General features: G+C 41.9%; 15 protein-coding genes, 1 tRNA gene and 3 pseudogenes. 14 read left to right on the forward strand and 5 right to left on the reverse strand.

The window, feature by feature from the left end; all coding sequences use genetic code 11:
- The 3 genes and pseudogenes from ACZM60_RS11915 to ACZM60_RS11925 form a co-directional block, all read left to right on the forward strand.
- Window positions 1-220: pseudogene (locus ACZM60_RS11915) on the forward strand (hypothetical protein); the annotation flags it as partial.
- The gene (locus ACZM60_RS11920; protein WP_489521608.1) at window positions 196-1,020 is read left to right on the forward strand and encodes a DNA-methyltransferase; all 825 of its coding nucleotides are present in this window, start codon (window positions 196-198) and stop codon (window positions 1,018-1,020) included. The pseudogene ACZM60_RS11915 and the gene ACZM60_RS11920, both read left to right, overlap by 25 nt.
- Window positions 1,021-1,076: 56 nt before the next feature.
- On the forward strand, window positions 1,077-1,568 hold the full coding sequence (locus ACZM60_RS11925; protein WP_489521609.1) for a hypothetical protein: 492 nt from the start codon (window positions 1,077-1,079) through the stop codon (window positions 1,566-1,568).
- A 59-nt stretch (window positions 1,569-1,627) separates the two neighbouring features.
- On the opposite strand, the pseudogene ACZM60_RS11930 reads toward ACZM60_RS11925, so the two are convergent.
- The 3 genes and pseudogenes from ACZM60_RS11930 to ACZM60_RS11940 form a co-directional block, all read right to left on the reverse strand.
- A pseudogene (locus ACZM60_RS11930) lies at window positions 1,628-2,400 on the reverse strand (MjaI family restriction endonuclease).
- A 3-nt stretch (window positions 2,401-2,403) separates the two neighbouring features.
- Window positions 2,404-2,994 (reverse strand): annotated as a pseudogene (locus ACZM60_RS11935) (MjaI family restriction endonuclease).
- Window positions 2,995-3,012: 18 nt separating this feature from the next.
- Window positions 3,013-3,234 carry a helix-turn-helix domain-containing protein gene (locus tag ACZM60_RS11940; protein ID WP_489521610.1) on the reverse strand — a complete coding sequence of 74 codons (222 nt, stop codon included), beginning with the start codon at window positions 3,232-3,234 and terminating at the stop codon, window positions 3,013-3,015.
- A gap of 242 nt (window positions 3,235-3,476) precedes the next feature.
- Here ACZM60_RS11940 and ACZM60_RS11945 point away from each other — a divergent pair, with 242 nt between their 5' ends.
- The 3 genes from ACZM60_RS11945 (at window position 3,477) to ACZM60_RS11955 (ending at window position 7,161) form a co-directional block, all read left to right on the forward strand.
- Window positions 3,477-4,322 (forward strand): winged helix-turn-helix domain-containing protein, encoded by an 846-nt coding sequence (locus tag ACZM60_RS11945; RefSeq protein WP_489521611.1) that lies wholly within the window; start codon window positions 3,477-3,479, stop codon window positions 4,320-4,322.
- A 92-nt stretch (window positions 4,323-4,414) separates the two neighbouring features.
- Complete coding sequence (locus ACZM60_RS11950) at window positions 4,415-6,535, forward strand: TonB-dependent receptor (protein ID WP_489521612.1); 2,121 nt, start codon at window positions 4,415-4,417, stop codon at window positions 6,533-6,535.
- Window positions 6,536-6,687: 152 nt separating this feature from the next.
- Complete coding sequence (locus ACZM60_RS11955) at window positions 6,688-7,161, forward strand: hypothetical protein (protein WP_021971884.1); 474 nt, start codon at window positions 6,688-6,690, stop codon at window positions 7,159-7,161.
- A gap of 653 nt (window positions 7,162-7,814) precedes the next feature.
- Here the strand turns inward: ACZM60_RS11955 and ACZM60_RS11960 are convergent.
- Entirely contained in the window at window positions 7,815-9,125 is a 1,311-nt protein-coding gene (locus ACZM60_RS11960) for an anaerobic C4-dicarboxylate transporter family protein (protein WP_021971885.1), read from the reverse strand.
- A gap of 32 nt (window positions 9,126-9,157) precedes the next feature.
- Window positions 9,158-9,925 carry an SDR family oxidoreductase gene (locus tag ACZM60_RS11965; protein ID WP_021971886.1) on the reverse strand — a complete coding sequence of 256 codons (768 nt, stop codon included), beginning with the start codon at window positions 9,923-9,925 and terminating at the stop codon, window positions 9,158-9,160.
- A 219-nt stretch (window positions 9,926-10,144) separates the two neighbouring features.
- On the opposite strand from ACZM60_RS11965, the gene ACZM60_RS11970 reads away from it, so the two are divergent.
- The 8 genes from ACZM60_RS11970 to ACZM60_RS12005 all read left to right on the forward strand — a co-directional run bounded on the left by ACZM60_RS11970 (window position 10,145) and on the right by ACZM60_RS12005 (window position 18,768).
- Window positions 10,145-11,509, forward strand: coding sequence for a cobyrinic acid a,c-diamide synthase CobB (locus tag ACZM60_RS11970; RefSeq protein ID WP_489521613.1), 1,365 nt, complete (start codon window positions 10,145-10,147; stop codon window positions 11,507-11,509).
- Window positions 11,510-11,692: 183 nt separating this feature from the next.
- Entirely contained in the window at window positions 11,693-12,841 is a 1,149-nt protein-coding gene (locus ACZM60_RS11975) for an HU domain-containing protein (protein WP_489521614.1), read from the forward strand.
- 17 nt (window positions 12,842-12,858) lie between these two features.
- Entirely contained in the window at window positions 12,859-13,389 is a 531-nt protein-coding gene (locus ACZM60_RS11980; RefSeq protein WP_021971888.1) for an FHA domain-containing protein, read from the forward strand.
- Window positions 13,390-13,439: 50 nt separating this feature from the next.
- On the forward strand, window positions 13,440-14,912 hold the full coding sequence (locus ACZM60_RS11985) for a 4Fe-4S dicluster domain-containing protein (RefSeq protein WP_489521615.1): 1,473 nt from the start codon (window positions 13,440-13,442) through the stop codon (window positions 14,910-14,912).
- A gap of 18 nt (window positions 14,913-14,930) precedes the next feature.
- The gene (hydE, locus tag ACZM60_RS11990) at window positions 14,931-15,965 is read left to right on the forward strand and encodes a [FeFe] hydrogenase H-cluster radical SAM maturase HydE (protein WP_418586015.1); all 1,035 of its coding nucleotides are present in this window, start codon (window positions 14,931-14,933) and stop codon (window positions 15,963-15,965) included.
- Between the two features lie 38 nt (window positions 15,966-16,003).
- On the forward strand, window positions 16,004-17,422 hold the full coding sequence (gene hydG / locus ACZM60_RS11995) for a [FeFe] hydrogenase H-cluster radical SAM maturase HydG (RefSeq protein ID WP_021971891.1): 1,419 nt from the start codon (window positions 16,004-16,006) through the stop codon (window positions 17,420-17,422).
- A 21-nt stretch (window positions 17,423-17,443) separates the two neighbouring features.
- Window positions 17,444-18,628, forward strand: coding sequence for a [FeFe] hydrogenase H-cluster maturation GTPase HydF (hydF, locus tag ACZM60_RS12000; protein WP_489521616.1), 1,185 nt, complete (start codon window positions 17,444-17,446; stop codon window positions 18,626-18,628).
- 67 nt (window positions 18,629-18,695) lie between these two features.
- Window positions 18,696-18,768 (forward strand) — tRNA-Gly (locus ACZM60_RS12005).
- Window positions 18,769-19,031 lie beyond the last annotated feature (263 nt).

The following is a 19,031-nucleotide window of genomic DNA, read 5'->3' on the forward strand; positions in this document are numbered from 1 at the left end:
TGAAAAATCTGGTAAAGAAGTAAAACATTTCAATAATACTCTAAACTATAAAGTAATGACCAAACAAGAGTCAAAAATCGAACTAAGCTATTTAACATCAATTCATCGCAATGAAACATATGGTAATTATGTAGTAGAATATGAAGAGCATTCGGATCTTACTGCAAAACCATTAAAAAAGCAATTACTCAATAAATGTCAACAAAACATATTCTTATAAATGGTGATAGTCGTAATATGTCACAGATTAAAGATGAATCAGTGCAACTAATTGTGACATCTCCTCCCTATTGGCAACTAAAAGATTATGGTATTAATAATCAGATTGGATTCTATAATACATACGAAGACTACATTAACAATCTAAATCTTGTATGGAAAGAGTGTTATCGCATTTTAAAACCTGGATGTCGATTATGTATCAATGTCGGTGATCAATTTGCTCGATCCGTCTATTACGGACGCTATAAAGTAATTCCAATTCATTCTGAAATAATACGATTCTGCGAAGCTCTCAGCTTTGATTATATGGGTAGTATTATATGGCAAAAACCAACATCGATGCATACAACTGGTGGGGAAAAAATAATGGGTAGCTATCCTTATCCTTGTGGAGGTATAGTCAAGATAGACTTTGAATACATTTTACTCTTCAAAAAGCAAGGTAAGATGCTATCTCCATCAAAAGAAATAAAGGAAGCTTCTATCCTATCCATCCAAGAATGGAATAAATATTTCTCAGCACATTGGAACTTTAATGGAGCAAAGCAGAATAGGCATATAGCTGTCTTTCCTGAAGAACTTCCTAAGCGACTTATTAAAATGTACTCGTTCATAGGTGATACTATTTGTGATCCCTTTATGGGCAGTGGCACAACAGCTTTAGCCTCAGGTAATCTCGGCCGAAACTCTATTGGCTATGAACTTAATAAAAATTTTAGAGTCTTTTATAAAGAAAAAGTTATTGATAGTTGTACAGACAAGAATTGCTCTTATTTTTTTTGGAAGATACATCTATAATAAATTTGCAAAAGTCTATTAATGAACTTCCATATCGATTTGTTGATATTCATAGAATGAATAGACAAGTTGATGTAAAAGTTCACACATATGGTTCAAAATTTGAGATTGATGCTACAGTTCAAAATGATATTAAGAATAATTTGGATCTTATAGATTCAAATTCAATTATAGAACCTACAGTTCTTATTAATCATGCAAGAAGTAGCTTGAAGAAACTAATGATCGAAAAGGGTATATGCTATCTTCGTGCTGGTGACTCTAAAGGATCTGTTTTAGTAACTTCAGGTTTTGAACGTATGCAATATGTATTGCTTCATACAAATGGTGATGACGCACATTTATTTAAACTAAAAAATAAGGGAAAATTCAATATTTGGACTAAAGAAGATCTCGAAAAAATTGGCTTTTTACCAAAACATGCCTCTTATTACGTTGTACTTCAATTTGATAATTCCAAAGAATTTAACTGCCGTAAAAGGCTAAAGACCAATGGAAAAGATAATATATTTAAAGCAAGGATTGCTGAAATGAAAGAAATAAGATAGAGAGAATTCTAACTTGAATTCTCCCCATCAATCTTATTGAGATACTCAAGTTCTTTGTATCATTTATATTTATGTAAATAACGAACTTTTGTACGTTCCTTTATACTATTCCATATATCTGATGCAGTGGGTTCAATCAGAGCATTATCGGGAAGTTTGTATTTGATACCTTCTTTCATTAAATCATACAAAACTATAGGACAAGTAAAATGCTCTTGTTTATGTTTATTACCATAAGATGAACTTTTTATTTGTAGAGGATAAAACTTAAGATTTTTTAAATCAATTACATACCCATCAATTCCTTGTTTTTCATCTTCCATAGATCCCAATATCCATGTTAATTGATTTTTTTGGGCAATGTCCTTTAATATCAACTCTTGAGCTTCAAGGCCACAATATGTTTTTTGATAAACAAGATTTTTAACCAATTACGAACATCGTCTTCAGTAAGTAAGTTTATATTATTCTTTACTTCATCGATTTTTTGTATAATATCTTTTACACCTTGCTCAATGCCAGCCATTTGTACCGTTTCAAACTTTTTGTTCTTCCCTTTTCCCCTCAATATCTGAATGTCTTTACCTTCCATCTTTCGGTGGTAAGCTATCCAATCATCAAGATTTCCATCTGCTATTTCTTCTCGAAACTGTTTTATTAACTCTGAAACTTGACCAACATTCTCTGCTTTAGAACCACCTGCCCAACCATTAACATTATTGATGAATCCTGAGGTATAGATAGGAAGTTTTGGAATAGTATTAATTTCAAAAAGGTTTTGTCCTTCTTTGTAGTTTATATCAGGAATTACAATTCTCTTTTTTCTTATCATACTTTAAAAGTCAGTTGGATTATATTCAATGGCAATACCATCTTTTTTCTTATCATAATATACTACAGGTACATCTATTATTTCAGATAATCGGGTCTCAAGCTTGTATGTAGTAGGTTTTATTTGAAGAGGTTTATCCCCAATGAAACCATCAATACCTTGAGATTCCTCTTCCGCATTAGCTTCTCTCCATTCTTTATGTAACTGATTCGCAATTGCGGAAATGATTGCAGTCTGAAATTTCAAACCACAATAGGTCTTACCATAGACAAGATCTTTTACCCAATTTTCTACCATTTCTTTAGTAATAGTATTGAAAGCCGTTTTCATTGTTTCATACATGCTTCAAATTTTATCCGTAGCATCACTAACAGCATTAGGATAACGAGTAGTATACCATTTAATCCAGTCGCTAATTGTTTTGCCATCAAATTCTTTAATAAGTTCAGACATCTGTCCAACAACCTTAGGACGAGTACCTCCTGCATTGCTATTGACTAAGTTGATTACCTGCGTGACATATTTAGGGAACTGGTATTGAGGGGCATTAGACAACTCGGCAACCTCATCGTTCGAAAGTTTGAATTTTTTCATTATCAATTATATAATTAGTTATTTGAATAATTCGATTACGTGAACTCCTAAGCCATTTGCTATCTTATGAATACAAACAAGCGAAGGGTTACGTTCAAGTCTTTCTACCATACCAATATAAGTACGATGTAGTCCCGATTTTTCTGCAAGCTTCTCCTGAGAGATACCTTGAGCTTCACGAAGTGTTCTAACTCGTTGAGCAAACATTTTTAAATATTCAATGTCTTCCACGTTATACATATTAATGTCTTTGTATAATAAGATAAGCTTATGTCAACAGACAATTGTATGTTAAGGCGCTACAATCGACCTTCCACTTATAATATTTTTTAATCTTATTAACATTAGAATAGATTTATCATCATTTTCTGATTCATGATTAACAATCTTATTTTTTGATAATCATAAATCTTTTATGAATCTATTCTCAGGCCAAAAATATTAGCTACATTTGTGTCTAATAGTAGATAAATTCTGATCTTATGAACCGCAAATTACTATCCGTTGCCGTATTTCTGACGCTCATGCTGACTTCTTTGTTGGCTGGACATCACAACTATTGTACTGCCAGAAATGAAATAACAGCCGATTTGAATCAGGCACTGGCACAGACACTTAAAGAGAATAAGGATTATATCATTACACAAGATACGATAAAGACTTACAAACACCTTCGTCAGACTTCGGGCGGACAGGTACTGATTGCGGTTTCCGACGAACGTTTTTGCCACCATCTGAAGAATAAACGGTTGCAGAAAACGGCATTTATTACTTTCGATGTGGTAGACAATCGTTATCGGAACCAATCACCGGATGGGCATGTTATTTGCAGCGACACACTGATGGTGCGTGACAAGCATGCGGGAGAAATACTTGCACTGAAGGGATATGCCCGCTTGTCGGCCGCCAGCGTGTTCGGCATGTCGGATCAGCGTATTCCGGCAGCCTGCATGATTTCTGCTTTCCTTTGGGCGATGCTGTCGTGGCTCTATCTGAGAAAGAAACAGGAAGAGCCGGAAGTTGTTACCGGTTTCGGGGGACTGGTTTATTCAGAAGCGGACCGGCGGTTTTATACAACGGCACACACTCCTATCCGCTTTACTCCCATGCAACAGCAGCTCATGCTGTTATTTTGGAATGCACCGTCACATTCATTGACTAAAGAAGCTATCTGCACAGCACTCTGGCCCAAGAAAGAGGATGCCAATGACACGCTTTACACGCTTATTCGCAGGCTAAAGCCGATAGTAGAAGAGCATACAGATCTGAAAATCGTGGCAGATAGAGGTCGGAATTATTCACTGGAAATCAATAAGGTAGAAAACTGACATCGAAATGTCAGGCAAATGTCAGTGTTTGTTCTGGCAGTAGTCTGACTCAACCCTCTACATTTGTTTCCGAAACATCAAAACAGAAACAAATGGAATGGTTAACAAATCAGTTTCAAGGTAATGCCTCTGCGGAGCATTCCTTGGTATATGGTATCAGTCGGACTGCCCGGAAAGGCTGTGTCTGCATCACGTTCATATTTTTTTCGCTTACCGTATCTGCACAGACTACTGATCAGAGTATTGAACTTGGGGAAGTAGAAGTAAAAGCTGCACGGATTGTATATAAAACAGACGGCTTATTGCTCTACCCTTCCGATGCTCAGAAAGAAGCATCCAGCTCGGGGTATAGTGTCTTGCAAAAGCTTAGTCTGCCCAATATTCGTATCGATGAAGATGCCCGTAGTATATCTGCTATCGACAATAAAGGAAGCGTACAATTGCGCATCAATGGCATTATTGTAGATCAGGCGGAAATGTTGTCGCTCGATCCGAAAAGTATTCTCAAGATTGATTTCATCGATAATCCCGGTGTGCGTTACGGTGAGGGAATCGCTTACGTTATCGATATCACGACACGGCGTGCAAGCAGTGGATATACGGTTGGTACATCCCTAAGCCAGTCGCTGAATGCCAAAAACGGAAACTATACGGTTTATGGTAAGTGGAATACGGGGAAAAGCGAATTTTCGTTGAACTACGACTTCGGATATAAGGATTTCGAAGGAGACCGGATGGAGGAAACAGCTTATTATCACTTGAATGATGGTTCAGTCTATACCATTCAGCGTAACGATATCGCTTCACGCAGCCGGTATTTTAATAATAGTGTGAAGCTGACTTACAATCTGGCTGATTCTACACGTTATGTGTTTCAGGCATCGCTAAGCGGCGATTTCAATCACGTGCCGGGCGACTTCAACCGGAAAAATGTAGTGGACGGGACGAATGAGTACGTCGCTACCCAGCAAGACAACAGCCGGACGGGAAGTCCGGTACTCGACCTTTATTATTTCCAGCAGTTCACCCCCCGACAGTCGGTCACGCTGAATGCTGTAGGTACCTATATCGATACAAATTCTTCTACCAGTTACGATGAAGGCTCTCCTTACCGGTACAATGTAGATGGTAAGACCTATTCGCTGTTGAGCGAAGCAATTTACGAAAACAAGCTGAAGCCTTTTACCCTTACCGCCGGTATCAATTACAGCCAGAAGTACACGAACAATGCATATACGGGAGATGTTTCTTCACTCACCCTGATGCACAACAATCGCCTCTATCTGTTTTCTGAGATAAAAGGCTATTGGGGCAAATTGCGTTATTCGGCAGGCGTAGGCGCAAGCTACCTGCACTACCGTCAACAAGAACATACATACGACTACTGGACGTTTTGTCCGAAGGCGGCACTGAGCTACGATTTTACCAATGCCCTGCAAGTAAGCTATAATTTCCAGTCGAACGAGCGTACTTCCCGCATAGCCATGATCAGCGATGCCATGATTCGTACCAACAGCATGGAATGGACTGCCGGAAGTCCTGACCTCAAGCCTAACAGAGAAACATATCACACTCTCAGACTATCATACTCCAATGCTCGCCTGCAAGCATACATCGAAGGCTTTTATAAACTATGTCATCGCCCGAACATGGCGGTGTACGAACGGACGGCAGACGATCAGTTTATCTATACCCAGCGTAACCAAAAAGAAATCGATGTCTTGCAGACGTCAGGATATGCCAACTACTGGCTGCTGCCCGAGAAACTTTCCGTAGCCTTATATGGCGGACTGTTCCGCTGCTTCAATTTCGGGTATGACTATACTCACTGCTATACTTCTTATTTCCTGACGGGAAATGTTCAGGCTTATTTGGGGAACTTTTCGCTTCAGGCGTATGCCGACAACGGATGGCGCTTTCTGGAAGGAGAAACCAAGGGATACAACGGAAGCAGCATTGTGCTGAAAGGTTCCTATCAGTACAAATCCTGCCAGTTTGCCCTTGCCTGGCAGTTGCCTTTGATACAGCGGTATAAGATGTTCGAAACAGATATCTTGAACCGTAATCTTCAGAAATCGACAGCTCTTTACAGTACGGACATCTGCAACCTCGTCAGTCTGACTGTAACCTGGCGACTGCACAAAGGACGTAAATACCGGGCGGTCAACAAATCCATTCAGCTGAAAGACAGCGATACGGGAATTATTCAGTGAAAGATTAAAAGTGAAATCTCACTCCGACATTGAAGTAAAAGCAGAGTTACTATTTCTATTTTCCTAAAAAATATCCTAAAAGGGATCATCCGTATATAGTATATGTCCGATATGATTATATTTGTATAAATCTTAATTAAAGAATTACACGTATGAGGTATGTATTATTCTTTCTGCTTCTACATTGTGCGGTATTAACCAGTAGCGCAAAAGAGTACAAGTCTGACTCTCTTGTTTATTCATCTATAAATAGGAAAGAAATGAAGCTCCAACAGAAATATGAACAAACGGCTTACTGGGAAAGATATAAAAAGCTCAAAAGATATGCTTTTGGTACGCTTGGATTAGGTGTTTGTGGAACAGTTGTCGGCTGGATTGGAGAAATTAGTAACACTGCATATACTAACAGCAATTGGAAGAATGATGGCAAAGCGTGGGATATTATTTTAGGTGTAGGTATAGGCCTAACTATTTCCAGCATTCCTTTATTCGTTGTATCACATAAAAATAAAAGAAAAGCCAAAGAAGCTTTCGAGTTGTCATTGAAGGGTTCGAATGTATCTTCGATGTTTCCCAATGGAATGGAAAAAATGCAGCCTGCATTAGGTGTTTGTATAAGTTTCTGAATTGATTATTTTATTTATTCTTGTAAGATAACAACATGGATTATATTTTTTATAGTTCAGCCCTGAATCATTTTGATTGCCCCTTGTGTTAATTTGACAAAATGTTTTTTTTACCGTATTTTGCGAGATAATTCCGAGCTTCCATCTTGGCTGGCATGAAATATAAGATTCTCAAGCGTTTGGGTTTTATCAGCAGGATAGCAAAGACAATATAATCCGATCAGGATGTTTTTCTATATATCATATCTTAAACATACCGTAATTTATTGCAGGGAATATTATTCAAAAGGATAAATGGAAACAGGTTATTCAAGAAAGCTGAATAGAGAAAAACAAGGCTTTCCGAACGGTATGAATTAAACGAACAGGGGGGTAACTAAAAAGATGCAGACGTTTTTCAGAAACGTCTGCATCTTTTGTACTAAACAACCCGAGGTTTTGGGTAGAATCTCTTCGTCTTTTCCCGCGAAGAAACGTTAATTTTATTTAGAAGATTAACTTATAACATAAGTAGAATACAGGAAATAAGCATTTCGGGCATGCAGATATTTAACATTCTCCTCTATATTCTATTTTCACCTCAAATGGTGTGTCAGCAAATTTAGCGATTTAATTACTTTTTTACTGCATATATACCGGTTTCCTTACGTTCGTTACATCATTGAAACCCACACAATACCCAGCACAACCGATACAATCGTCGCTATCAGTCCGGGCATCATAAACGAATGGTTCAGCAGGTATTTGCCTATTCGTGTCGTTCCGGTAGTATCAAAGTTGATGGCAGCTATCACCGTGGGGTAGTTGGGCAGGAAAAAATAGCCGTTCACTGCCGGGAAAAGTGCGATGAGCATGTAAGGAGAGATGCCCAGTGCTATGCCAAGCGGTAACAGGGAACGAACGGTAGCCGCCTGACTGAATAACAGAATGGACATCAGAAACAAGGCTACACCAAACAGCCAAGGCATATCGGTAACAAGACCGAAGATGTTCTCTTTCATCACTTCCATGTTTCCGGCAATGAAGGTATCTCCCATCCATGCAATACCAAAGATGGCAACTACAGCCTGCATTCCTGCATTGAATACGGAACATTTAGCCGCCTTTATACCGTCTGTTTTAGTCAGCAGCAGGATGAGTGATGCGGCAGAAAGCATCAATATTTCGATAATGTGCGACATCTCCATCTGTACTTCTCCCTGAGCCGTTGCAAATGTCGGGCGAAGTCCGTCGATCGATCCGAACAAAACGATGCCTATCGTGGCAGCCAGAAAGAGAATGACGGAAGTTAACGCCTTGCCATAGCTTGCCACCTCTGCCGTATGATAACCGTCGCCGGAAATTTCACCGGCAGCCAGTCGTCTTTGATATTCAGGATCATCTTTCAGTTCCTTGCCGACTTTCATCGAGTACAAGGCTCCTAAGAGAACTCCTATCAGCGTACAGGGAATGGAAATCTTCAGGATATCGAACAACGAAATATTGTATCCGGCAAGCATGCTGAGCATGGCAACCGTTGCTGCCGATATCGGACTGGCCGTGATAGCCTGCTGCGAGGCGATGACTGCGATACCCAGCGGACGTTCCGGACGAATACCTGTATCTTTGGCAACCTCGGCAATGACGGGAAGAACGGAATAAGCTACATGTCCCGTACCGGCGAAAAAGGTAAAAAAGTATGTCACAAACGGGCTAAGCAGCGTAATGTGATGCGGGTTTTTCCGCAAAATCTTCTCTGCCCACTTCACCATCAGGTCCAGTCCCCCTGCTGCCTGCATGCAACTTGCCGCCGCAATAACTGCCACAATCATAAGCATCACATCTATCGGAGGAGCAGTGGGCTGAAGCCCGAACACGAAAGTCAGCACGGCAAGACCAAGTCCGCCCAATATTCCCAGTCCGATACCACCTACTCTTGCGCCGACAATTATCGCAACAAGGACAAATAATAATTGTAATAACATAAAGAATCTTTATAAAATAATTAATAACTGTTTTATTCTTTTCTCCATCCGCAGTCGTTGTGATAAATCATCAGCTTACTCATTCCGCCGTCGATAGTGATGCATTGTCCGTTGATGAAAGAATTGCGTTCGTCGCACAGGAACTCAACGGCGCGGGCAATATCTTCGGGCTCTCCCACCCGTTGTGACGGATGCTGCATGATATCCCCTTCCGTGTAGTCGGGAACATAACTTTCGTCGTGGAACTTACCGGTATCAATCCATCCCGGAGCAATGGCATTGACGCGGGCTATTCCCGAAAGGCTTACGGCAAGCGCATGAGTCAGTGCGGTAATGCCCCCTTTGGCAGCCGTATATGCTTCGGTATCGGGCTGCGACTGAAACGCGCGGGTTGAGGAAAGGTTTACGATGGAGCCGACACCGGCAAAATGATGCATGAAGAGCTTGCTGAGCAGATAAGGTGCGGCAACACCTACACGCTGCACATATAGGAAATCCTCGTAACTGCATCCACTCAGGATTCCTCCTTTCATCAGGCAAGCATTATTTATCAGGCAGTGTATGCCTTGCGGAGTTTCTTCTATCACTTTCTCCGCAAACTTCTGTAATACCTGCTCGTCGGCAATATCTCCTGTAAAGCCATGCACGTCCATCTGCCTGGCACATAATTTTTCCGTTACAGTCGCAACAGCATCTGCGTCCATATCGATAAAATAGACCGTATTGCCCTGCGATGCAAAATACTCTACCAGGCAGCGCCCTATCCCTTTGGCTCCGCCGGTTATAACGATTGTTTTCATTGATTTTTATTTTATTGCCTGCAAAAGTACTGAAAATCGCACGATAAATAAAATGCTTTCGGCATATAAAGCGGCAGTTGTGTTACAAATTTGTAACATCTGTCTGGAAAATAAATTTACTGGATGCCAGCGGGCACTTGCTACATATTTATTGGTTTTATGCCGGAATTTCGTGAGTTCTCCCTATCTTTGTCCCCGATTTTAACCACCGAGGCAAGTATGAAACCACAATTACTGATAGCATCCCCCATATCCGGCAGCGGAAAGACAACCTTTGCGCTGGGATTGCTGCGCGCGCTTCGGCAAAGGGGACTGCACGCTCAGCCTTTCAAATGTGGTACCGACTATATTGACACGCAGTATCATGCACTTGCGGCTGGTCACGATTCGGTAAATCTGGACACCTGGCTGGCGTCGGATGGTCATATTCAAACAATATATAATAAGTATGCCGAACAGGCGGATGTCTGCGTAACGGAAGGAACGGCAGGACTTTTCGACGGATATAATCGGATGCAAGGGAGCAATGCGCATATTGCCCGGTTGCTGAAAATACCGGTCGTTCTGATTGTGAACGCCCGTGCTACAGCATATTCTGTCGCTCCCATTCTGTACGGATTCAAACATTTCAAACGTTATGTGCAGGTCGTGGGAGTTGTGTTCAATCAGGTTGCTTCGCCTGCTCACCTGACTTTGTTGCAGGAGGCGTGCATGGATGCCGGAGTTGAATGTCTGGGCTATCTGCCTGTTGTGGATGATTTTAAATTACCTCCACGACATTCGGGACTGGTTTTGTCCGTCCGACAGTCCATGGACGAACAAATTGACCGGATAGCTTCTCTTATCGAAAAGCATGTAAATATAGATAAACTACTAAGTTTATGCGAGCGTATCTTTCCATGCCAGCATATCCTGCCCTATACGTCTGAGTCGGAACTGGACAACAGGCACATTATGGACAGAAAGGAATTGCAAATAGCCATCGCCCGTGACCCTGCTTTCTGCCTTTTATCGCAGGAAAATGTAGATTCATTGGCCCGCAACGGTCAGATTTCCTATTTCAGTCCACTGTATGGCAGTGATCTTCCAGATGCCGACCTCGTATATCTTCCCGGAGGTTATCCGGAATTATTTGCACGACAGTTGTATCGTCGGAAAAGGCTGTTCGGGCAACTTCGTGATTATATAGAAGGAGGAGGGAAACTGCTTGCCGAATGTGGAGGAATGGTACTGCTTTCCCATTCGCTTACCGTCCGTCAGGGAGGAACAGCTTACGAAATGGCAAATATATTTCCTTTCGACTTTACGATGACAGCGCGGACAAATGCAGGCTATCGTCAGGCAGAATATCACGGAATAACACTACGTGGTTATGAATCTCACTACACCGAAACGATAAATCCTGAAGAAAATTCGTTTTCCGCCATCCCCGTTTATACCATGCGTGGCAGCAATACTTCCACTTCGCTCTTCCGATACAAAAATGTCTTTGCAAGCCTCGTTCGCTGGTACTGGGGAGAAACTGAGATGCTCGACTTGTGGGGAAAAAGCCAGACAGAAACAGATTCATTGGTTTTTCCTTAATCCACAGGAAAATATCTATACAACGGCCACCATACGTATAAGAAAAAGTTTCATCGTATCTCATCTTGCCAAATACACGTAAAGTTGCTGTTCGCTGCGACTTTATAAAAAGTACATCCATCTTTTCGAACAAAATGCGTAAAAGACATACGATATAAGAGAAAAAAATCCTATATTTGCATTATGATTGAATTGGCAAAACATATTGAAGTATTACTTCTGGAAAACGATTGTGTAATCGTTCCAGGATTAGGAGGCTTTATAGCCCACTATCGTTCGTCTGTATTCAACGAAGATACGGGAGAGTTTTGTCCGCCTGCTCGTACCATCGGATTTAATCCGCAACTTGTCATGAACGATGGTCTGTTGGTGCAGTCGTATATGCAAGCGTATAATACAGATTTCCCCGACGCAACTCGCAGAATAGAGAAAATAGTATCACAACTGAAAGAAGATATTTACCGGCAAGGACATATACATCTGAACAACGTAGGTACATTGTACTATAACATGAACGGTGTGTATGAATTTGAGCCGGAAGCAAACGGTTTCTTTACACCGTCACTGTACGGACTTCAGGCTTTTACCTTTCCGAAACTGGCTCAGGAAAAACCGTCTGTACAACCGGCTGTTTTCGAACCGATCATGCAACGTACGGTCAAAATCAGTTCCCGACGTTTCCAGCCTCATTACCGCAAATGGGCAAAGAACATTGTGGCTGTTGCTGCGGCTGTACTGTTGTTCTTCTTGTTTTCCGTACCTGTAGAAAATACCTATATGGATGATGCGGAATATGCTTCATTAGGTTCGGCAGGATTGTTCGATGCAATCAGAAATCACTCGATGGCTTCAAGTATCATAACATCACCAGAAACAAAGCCACAGGTCAAAGCCCAGAAAAAAGAGCAAAAGACTGTAAAGAAACAATATATAAAGAATAATATCAATACACTGAAGCCGGTCGTTGTCAAGACTGAGAAAGTAGTGGCAACTTCTGACAAGCCAGTTCAAAAAGAGGCGGTCAAATCGGTTCAGAAACCGGAAGTGGAAAAGAAGCAGACATCTGCTTCTGCCAATGCATCACAGAAGACAAAAAAGGAGCAAGCCGGTTATTATGTGATTGTAGCCAGCCTGACAACTATGAATGATGCGCAGCAGGAAGTAAAGCAACTGAAGCAGAAAGGTTATAATAACGCACAGATACTTGAGTCGAACGGAAGATTTCGTGTAGCAATCAACCAGTATGACAAGCAGACTGATGCTTACAAACAAGTAAAAGCTTTGAAAAGTGATGCAAAATTTGCGTCGGCATGGGTATTCACTTCTAAATAAACCGAACAAATCACGTTATGAAAAGAGTCAGATGTCCGAAATGTGACAACTATATACAATTCGATGAAACAAAATATGAAGAAGGTCAGTCACTGGTTTTTGTATGCGACAATTGCAAGAAGCAGTTTGGCATTCGTATCGGAAAATCTAAATTAAACGCCGGCTCACGTCGTGAAGAGGTGGTGGACGAAAAGGAAGGTACGCAAGATTTCGGAAATGTAGTAGCCATAGAAAATGTCTTCGGCTACAAACAGGTACTTCCTCTGCACGAAGGAGATAATGTAATAGGACGCCGTTGCAAGGGAACGGACGTAGATATTCCCGTAGAAACAAATGATCCGAGCATGGATCGCCGTCACTGTATACTGAACGTGAAGGTAAACAAGCAGGGAAGCATCACATATACGCTGCGCGATAACGATAGCATCACCGGTACATTCTTGATGAATGAACTCTTAGGACCTAAAGACCGTGTCCGCATAGAAGACGGAGCGATCTTCACATTAGGAGCCACCACGCTCATTTTGCGGGCGGCAGAAGAAAAGTAAACTTTTATTTATTTAAGGATAACTAAACTAATAAACCTAACTTTTGTGTTATGGCATCAAACAACGTAATGATCGTACGCCACAGATTGCTGGAAAAACTCGTGGCTCTGTGGAAAGAAGACCAACTTATTGAAAAAATTGACCGTGTTCCATTAGAATTCAGTCCGCGCCGTTCTCAACCGGTGGGACGCTGCTGTATTCATAAAGAACGCGCCGTAACGAAATACAAGTCACTCCCTTTGCTGGGCTGGGATATGTCCGACGAAACAGACGAGCTGACTCCGCTTTCTGAATACGCTCGCCAGGCACTGGAAAGAAGAAATAAACTGAAAGAAAATATTCTTTGTGTCATCGATGAAGCATGTTCTTCATGCGTACAGGTGAACTATGAAGTAAGTAACTTGTGCCGCGGCTGCGTAGCAAGAAGCTGTTACATGAACTGTCCGAAAGGAGCCGTTCATTTCGATAAGAAAACCGGTCAGGCACACATCGACCATGATACTTGTATCAGTTGTGGTATCTGTCATAAGAGCTGTCCGTATCATGCAATTGTATACATCCCGGTTCCATGTGAAGAAGCATGTCCTGTAAAGGCTATCAGCAAAGATGAAAATAACATAGAACATATTGACGAAAGTAAGTGTATCTATTGCGGAAAGTGCCTGAATGCATGTCCGTTTGGTGCAATCTTCGAGATTTCTCAAGTATTCGATGTGCTGGAAGCAATCCACCGAGGCGAACAAGTTGTAGCAATTCCCGCTCCTTCCGTATTGGGACAGTTCGACGCTACAATCGATCAGGTATACGGTGCCCTGAAGGAAGTTGGCTTTGCCGATGTCATCGAAGTGGCAGAAGGTGCTATGGAAACTACCAGCAATGAAGCACACGAATTGCTTGAAAAGCTGGAAGAAGGACAGAAGTTCATGACGACATCTTGCTGCCCGTCATACATCGAACTGGTAAACAAGCATATTCCTGCCATGAAGCCTTATGTTTCAACTACAGGTTCGCCGATGTATTATGCGTCACGTATCGCCAAGAAAAAATATCCCAATGCAAAAGTTGTCTTTATCGGTCCGTGTATTGCCAAGCGCAAGGAAGCACAACGCGATGAATGTGTAGACTACGTAGTAACGTTCGAAGAGTTACATTCTGTATTCCGTGGACTTGGTATTGAGCTGGCTCAGGCTAATCCGTACAAGGTTGCCTATGAATCTGTTTGTGAAGCTCATGGCTTTGCACAGGCAGGAGGTGTTGCCGGAGCAGTCAAAGCATATCTCGGTCCTAAGGCTGACGGTATCAAGATGCTGCAATTCTCCGACTTTAACAAGAAGAGTATCGGACAAATGCGCGCATGGGCAAAAACAGGAAAAGTAGATGCTCAGTTCATCGAAATGATGGCTTGCGAAGGTGGCTGTGTAACAGGACCAAGTGCCTACAATGATTCGGTAGCTGGAAAGCGCCAGTTGAATCAGGATCTGCTGAAACGTACGCTGAAATACGAAAACTATAAGGAAGAATAAATTCCTTCTCCATTTTATATGAGAAGTTTAATAGAACGTCTTCATCGGGAGCATACACTTGCTTCCGATGAATTTCGTGTTTTACTAAGTCAATGTGAGGAAGAGCACCTCTCCTTTATCAATGCTCTGGCCCGTGAGGTTTCACTGGCTAATTTCGGAAACAAAATTTTCATACGAGGACTGATTGAAGTTGGCAACTGCTGTAAGAATGATTGTTATTATTGCGGCATTCGCAGAAGCAATCAGCTGATAGAACGTTATCATCTGGATGAGGACACAATACTTGCATGCTGTAGACATGGGTATGAATTGGGATTCCGGACATTCGTTCTCCAAGGTGGAGAAATCAATGACGACGAAATGATGATACGTGTTGTAACCTCTATCCGAAAAGAGTTCCCGGATGTGGCTATTACGCTTTCGCTGGGAGAAAAAAATACGTCTGTATACGAACGTTTTTTCCAGGCAGGAGCCAACCGATACTTGCTTCGTCACGAAACGCATAATGATTTGCATTATCGGAAACTGCATCCTGAAGGTATGTCGCTTTCCAATCGGTTGAGATGCCTGGATGATTTAAAGCGTATTGGCTTTCAAACTGGTACCGGCATCATGGTAGGAAGCCCGTATCAAACTATCGACACGCTGGTAGAAGACATTCTTTACATAGAGAAACTCCAGCCTGAAATGATTGGTATCGGACCGTTTCTTCCACACCATGATACTCCTTTTGCCAAGATGCCGTCGGGCAGCATGAAACTGACCTTGCTGTTGCTCTCCATTTTCCGGCTGATGCATCCACATGCATTGATACCTTCTACAACGGCACTTGCCACTCTTGCTCCTGAAGGCAGGGAGAAGGGCATACTGGCAGGAGCAAATGTCGTGATGCCTAACCTCTCCCCTGTCGTACAGCGAAGCAAATATTCTCTATACGATAACAAGGCTTCTTTGGGAGCTGAAGCAGCCGAAGGACTTCTTTTGCTGGAAAAGCGGCTGGAAGCAATCGGATATACCATCGATAAAGGAAGAGGAGATTATAGTGCACATTAAAACATTGTTTTATTATCGTTTAAAATATAAAATCAATTATGTATAAAATAGATTCACCTCATGCAGAAGAGTTCATCAACCACGATGAAATCATGGCTTCATTAGACTATGCACAAGCCAATAAAGATAATCGTGAGTTGATTCGTTCTATTATTGAGAAGGCCCGCGAGTGCAAGGGACTGACTCATCGTGAAGCTGCTGTATTACTGGAATGTCAGGATGACAGTCTGCTGGAAGAAATATATGCTCTGGCACGTGAAATCAAACAACGTTTCTATGGTAACCGTATCGTCATGTTTGCGCCTCTCTATCTTTCCAATTATTGCGTAAACAGTTGTGTATATTGCCCGTACCACATCAAAAACAAATCGATTGCCCGCAAGAAACTTACGCAGGATGAAATCCGCCAGGAAGTTATCGCTTTGCAGGATATGGGACATAAACGTCTGGCTATCGAAGCCGGAGAAGATCCGTTGCACAATCCGATAGAATATATTCTGGAATCGATAAAGACTATTTACAGCATCAAGCACAAGAATGGTGCCATCCGCCGTGTAAATGTAAACATTGCAGCAACAACGGTCGAGAACTACCGCCGTCTGCATGATGCCGGTATCGGAACGTATATTCTGTTTCAGGAAACTTATCACAAGGAGAATTATGAAAAACTGCATCCACGGGGACCGAAAAGCAACTATGCATATCATACGGAAGCAATGGACCGTGCCATGCAGGGAGGTATCGACGATGTAGGCATTGGTGTTCTGTTTGGTCTGAATACTTACCGTTATGACTTCGTGGGTATGCTGATGCATGCCGAACATCTGGAAGCGACATATGGTGTAGGACCGCATACCATCAGTGTACCACGTATCTGTTCGGCCGATGATATCAATGCATCCGATTTTGAAAATGCTATTTCGGATGATATTTTCCAGAAAATAGTAGCCGTAATCCGTATCAGTGTACCGTATACCGGCATGATTGTTTCTACTCGCGAATCACAACGTTCACGTGAGAAGGTACTGGCTTTAGGAGTTTCTCAGCTTAGCGGGGGGTCACGTACCAGCGTAGGCGGGTATGTACACGAAGAAACGCCTGAAGAAAATTCGGCACAGTTTGATGTAAGCGACCGCCGCACACTCGATGAAATCGTAGCCTGGCTGTTACGTTTGGGATATATTCCCAGTTTCTGTACCGCATGCTACCGTGAAGGACGTACAGGTGACCGCTTCATGTCTCTGGTAAAAACCGGACAGATAGCCAACTGTTGCGCTCCGAATGCACTGATGACCTTGCAAGAGTATCTGGAAGATTATGCCTCTCCCGAAACACGTGAACTGGGTGTGAAGATGATTCGTGAACAAATGGAACAGATTCCTAATCCAGCTATCCGTCGTCGTGCATTGGAAAATCTGGAACGTATTTCCGAAGGAAAACGAGATTTCAGATTCTAACTCTTATAAGATTTGAAGTTTATGCAAGAAACACCTCGTGCCAACCGTCTGCACATCGGACTGTTCGGCAAACGTAATAGCGGTAAATCATCGCTGATTAATGCGCTGACAAATCAGGAAACAGCTCTTGTTTCCGATGTGGCAGGAACCACAACCGACCCTATATATAAGGCAATGGAGATACATGGCATAGGTCCGTGTGTCTTTATTGATACAGCAGGACTCGATGATGAAGGGGAATTGGGAGCACTCCGTATCCGACAGACCATGCGTGCCATGGAACGTACCGACGTAGCTTTGCTGGTATGTACCGGAGATGACATCGAAAAGGAACTCGAATGGAATCGTCTGCTGAAAGAGAAAAATATCCCGGTATTATGGATATTAAATAAAGCAGACCTGTTATCTGATGTGACTGCTACCGTTCGCTCCATAGAGAAAAAATGCGGACAAGTTCCTCTTGCTGTCAGTGCCCGTACCAAACAAGGAATGAAAGACATACGCCGCAGCCTGATAGCCAAATTGCCCGACGAAACTATGTCGCAAGGAATTGTAGGGAGACTGGTAAAAGAAGGCGACACGGTTATGCTCGTCATGCCACAAGACATTCAGGCACCGAAAGGTCGCCTCATTCTTCCACAGGTTCAGACCATCCGCGAATTACTCGACAGAAAATGTCTTGTAATGAGTTGTACAACAGATAAAATAGACTTGATGCTTCAAGCATTAGTACAACCCCCATCGCTTATTATTACGGACTCGCAAGTATTCAAGACCGTTTACGAAAAGAAGCCTGAGGCGAGTCGTCTGACTTCCTTTTCGGTACTGTTTGCCCAATACAAAGGAGATATAAATTACTTCATTGAAGGAGCAAATGCCATCGGATGTCTGACAGAAAATTCGCATGTATTGATTGCGGAAGCATGTACCCATGCCCCACTAGCCGAAGATATCGGACGTGTAAAAATACCGAACATGCTTCGTAAAAAGTTCGGAGTCGGATTGCAGATTGACCACGTTTCGGGAACGGACTTTCCGGAAGATTTGAGCAAGTACGATCTTGTAATTCATTGTGGAGCCTGCATGTTTAACCGGAAATATGTATTAAACCGCGTAATGCAAGCACGTAATCAGCAAATCCCGATGACGAATTACGGAGTAACAATCGCATATCTGGCAGGAATATTAGACAAAATAGATTATTGATGAAAAAAAGTAGGTTTTATTATTGCTTATTTGCATAATATAACCTACTTTTGTCATACTTTCGTCTGCGGTAGTAGCTCAGTTGGTAGAGCATTAGCTTCCCAAGCTAAGGGTCACGGGTTCGAATCCCGCTTACCGCTCTTTCTGGAAATCAGAGGCTTACGTAATGTAAGTTTCTGATTTTTTTTGAGATAAACTGTCCTTACCTATGGTTGGGGTATCACCAACATTTTGTACAAAAGTAACCTTAAGATGAAGTCATAATAGAATTGTGGTATATGAAGTAAACAAATTGTGTATGAAGGGGTGTCACCAACATTTTGTACAAAAGTAACTCTAAGGTGATGTTTTTACAGAAATATACATAAATTAAATCTCTTAGGCTTTCAAACAGTCTTAAAGA

This window comes from Phocaeicola sp., from assembly GCF_057861905.1.

Bases quoted from the DNA above. Each gene is read 5' to 3' on its own strand.
- ACZM60_RS11920 (WP_489521608.1), top strand. From the start codon at position 196: ATGTCAACAAAACATATTCTTATAAATGGTGATAGTCGTAATATGTCA.
- ACZM60_RS11950 (WP_489521612.1), top strand. From the start codon at position 4,415: ATGGAATGGTTAACAAATCAGTTTCAAGGTAATGCCTCTGCGGAGCAT.
- hydE (WP_418586015.1), top strand. From the start codon at position 14,931: ATGAGAAGTTTAATAGAACGTCTTCATCGGGAGCATACACTTGCTTCC.
- ACZM60_RS11975 (WP_489521614.1), top strand. From the start codon at position 11,693: ATGATTGAATTGGCAAAACATATTGAAGTATTACTTCTGGAAAACGAT.
- ACZM60_RS11960 (WP_021971885.1), bottom strand. From the start codon at position 9,125: ATGTTATTACAATTATTATTTGTCCTTGTTGCGATAATTGTCGGCGCA.
- hydF (WP_489521616.1), top strand. From the start codon at position 17,444: ATGCAAGAAACACCTCGTGCCAACCGTCTGCACATCGGACTGTTCGGC.
- ACZM60_RS11980 (WP_021971888.1), top strand. From the start codon at position 12,859: ATGAAAAGAGTCAGATGTCCGAAATGTGACAACTATATACAATTCGAT.
- ACZM60_RS11970 (WP_489521613.1), top strand. From the start codon at position 10,145: ATGAAACCACAATTACTGATAGCATCCCCCATATCCGGCAGCGGAAAG.
- ACZM60_RS11965 (WP_021971886.1), bottom strand. From the start codon at position 9,925: ATGAAAACAATCGTTATAACCGGCGGAGCCAAAGGGATAGGGCGCTGC.
- ACZM60_RS11925 (WP_489521609.1), top strand. From the start codon at position 1,077: ATGAATAGACAAGTTGATGTAAAAGTTCACACATATGGTTCAAAATTT.
- ACZM60_RS11955 (WP_021971884.1), top strand. From the start codon at position 6,688: ATGAGGTATGTATTATTCTTTCTGCTTCTACATTGTGCGGTATTAACC.
- ACZM60_RS11940 (WP_489521610.1), bottom strand. From the start codon at position 3,234: ATGTATAACGTGGAAGACATTGAATATTTAAAAATGTTTGCTCAACGA.
- hydG (WP_021971891.1), top strand. From the start codon at position 16,004: ATGTATAAAATAGATTCACCTCATGCAGAAGAGTTCATCAACCACGAT.
- ACZM60_RS11945 (WP_489521611.1), top strand. From the start codon at position 3,477: ATGAACCGCAAATTACTATCCGTTGCCGTATTTCTGACGCTCATGCTG.
- ACZM60_RS11985 (WP_489521615.1), top strand. From the start codon at position 13,440: ATGGCATCAAACAACGTAATGATCGTACGCCACAGATTGCTGGAAAAA.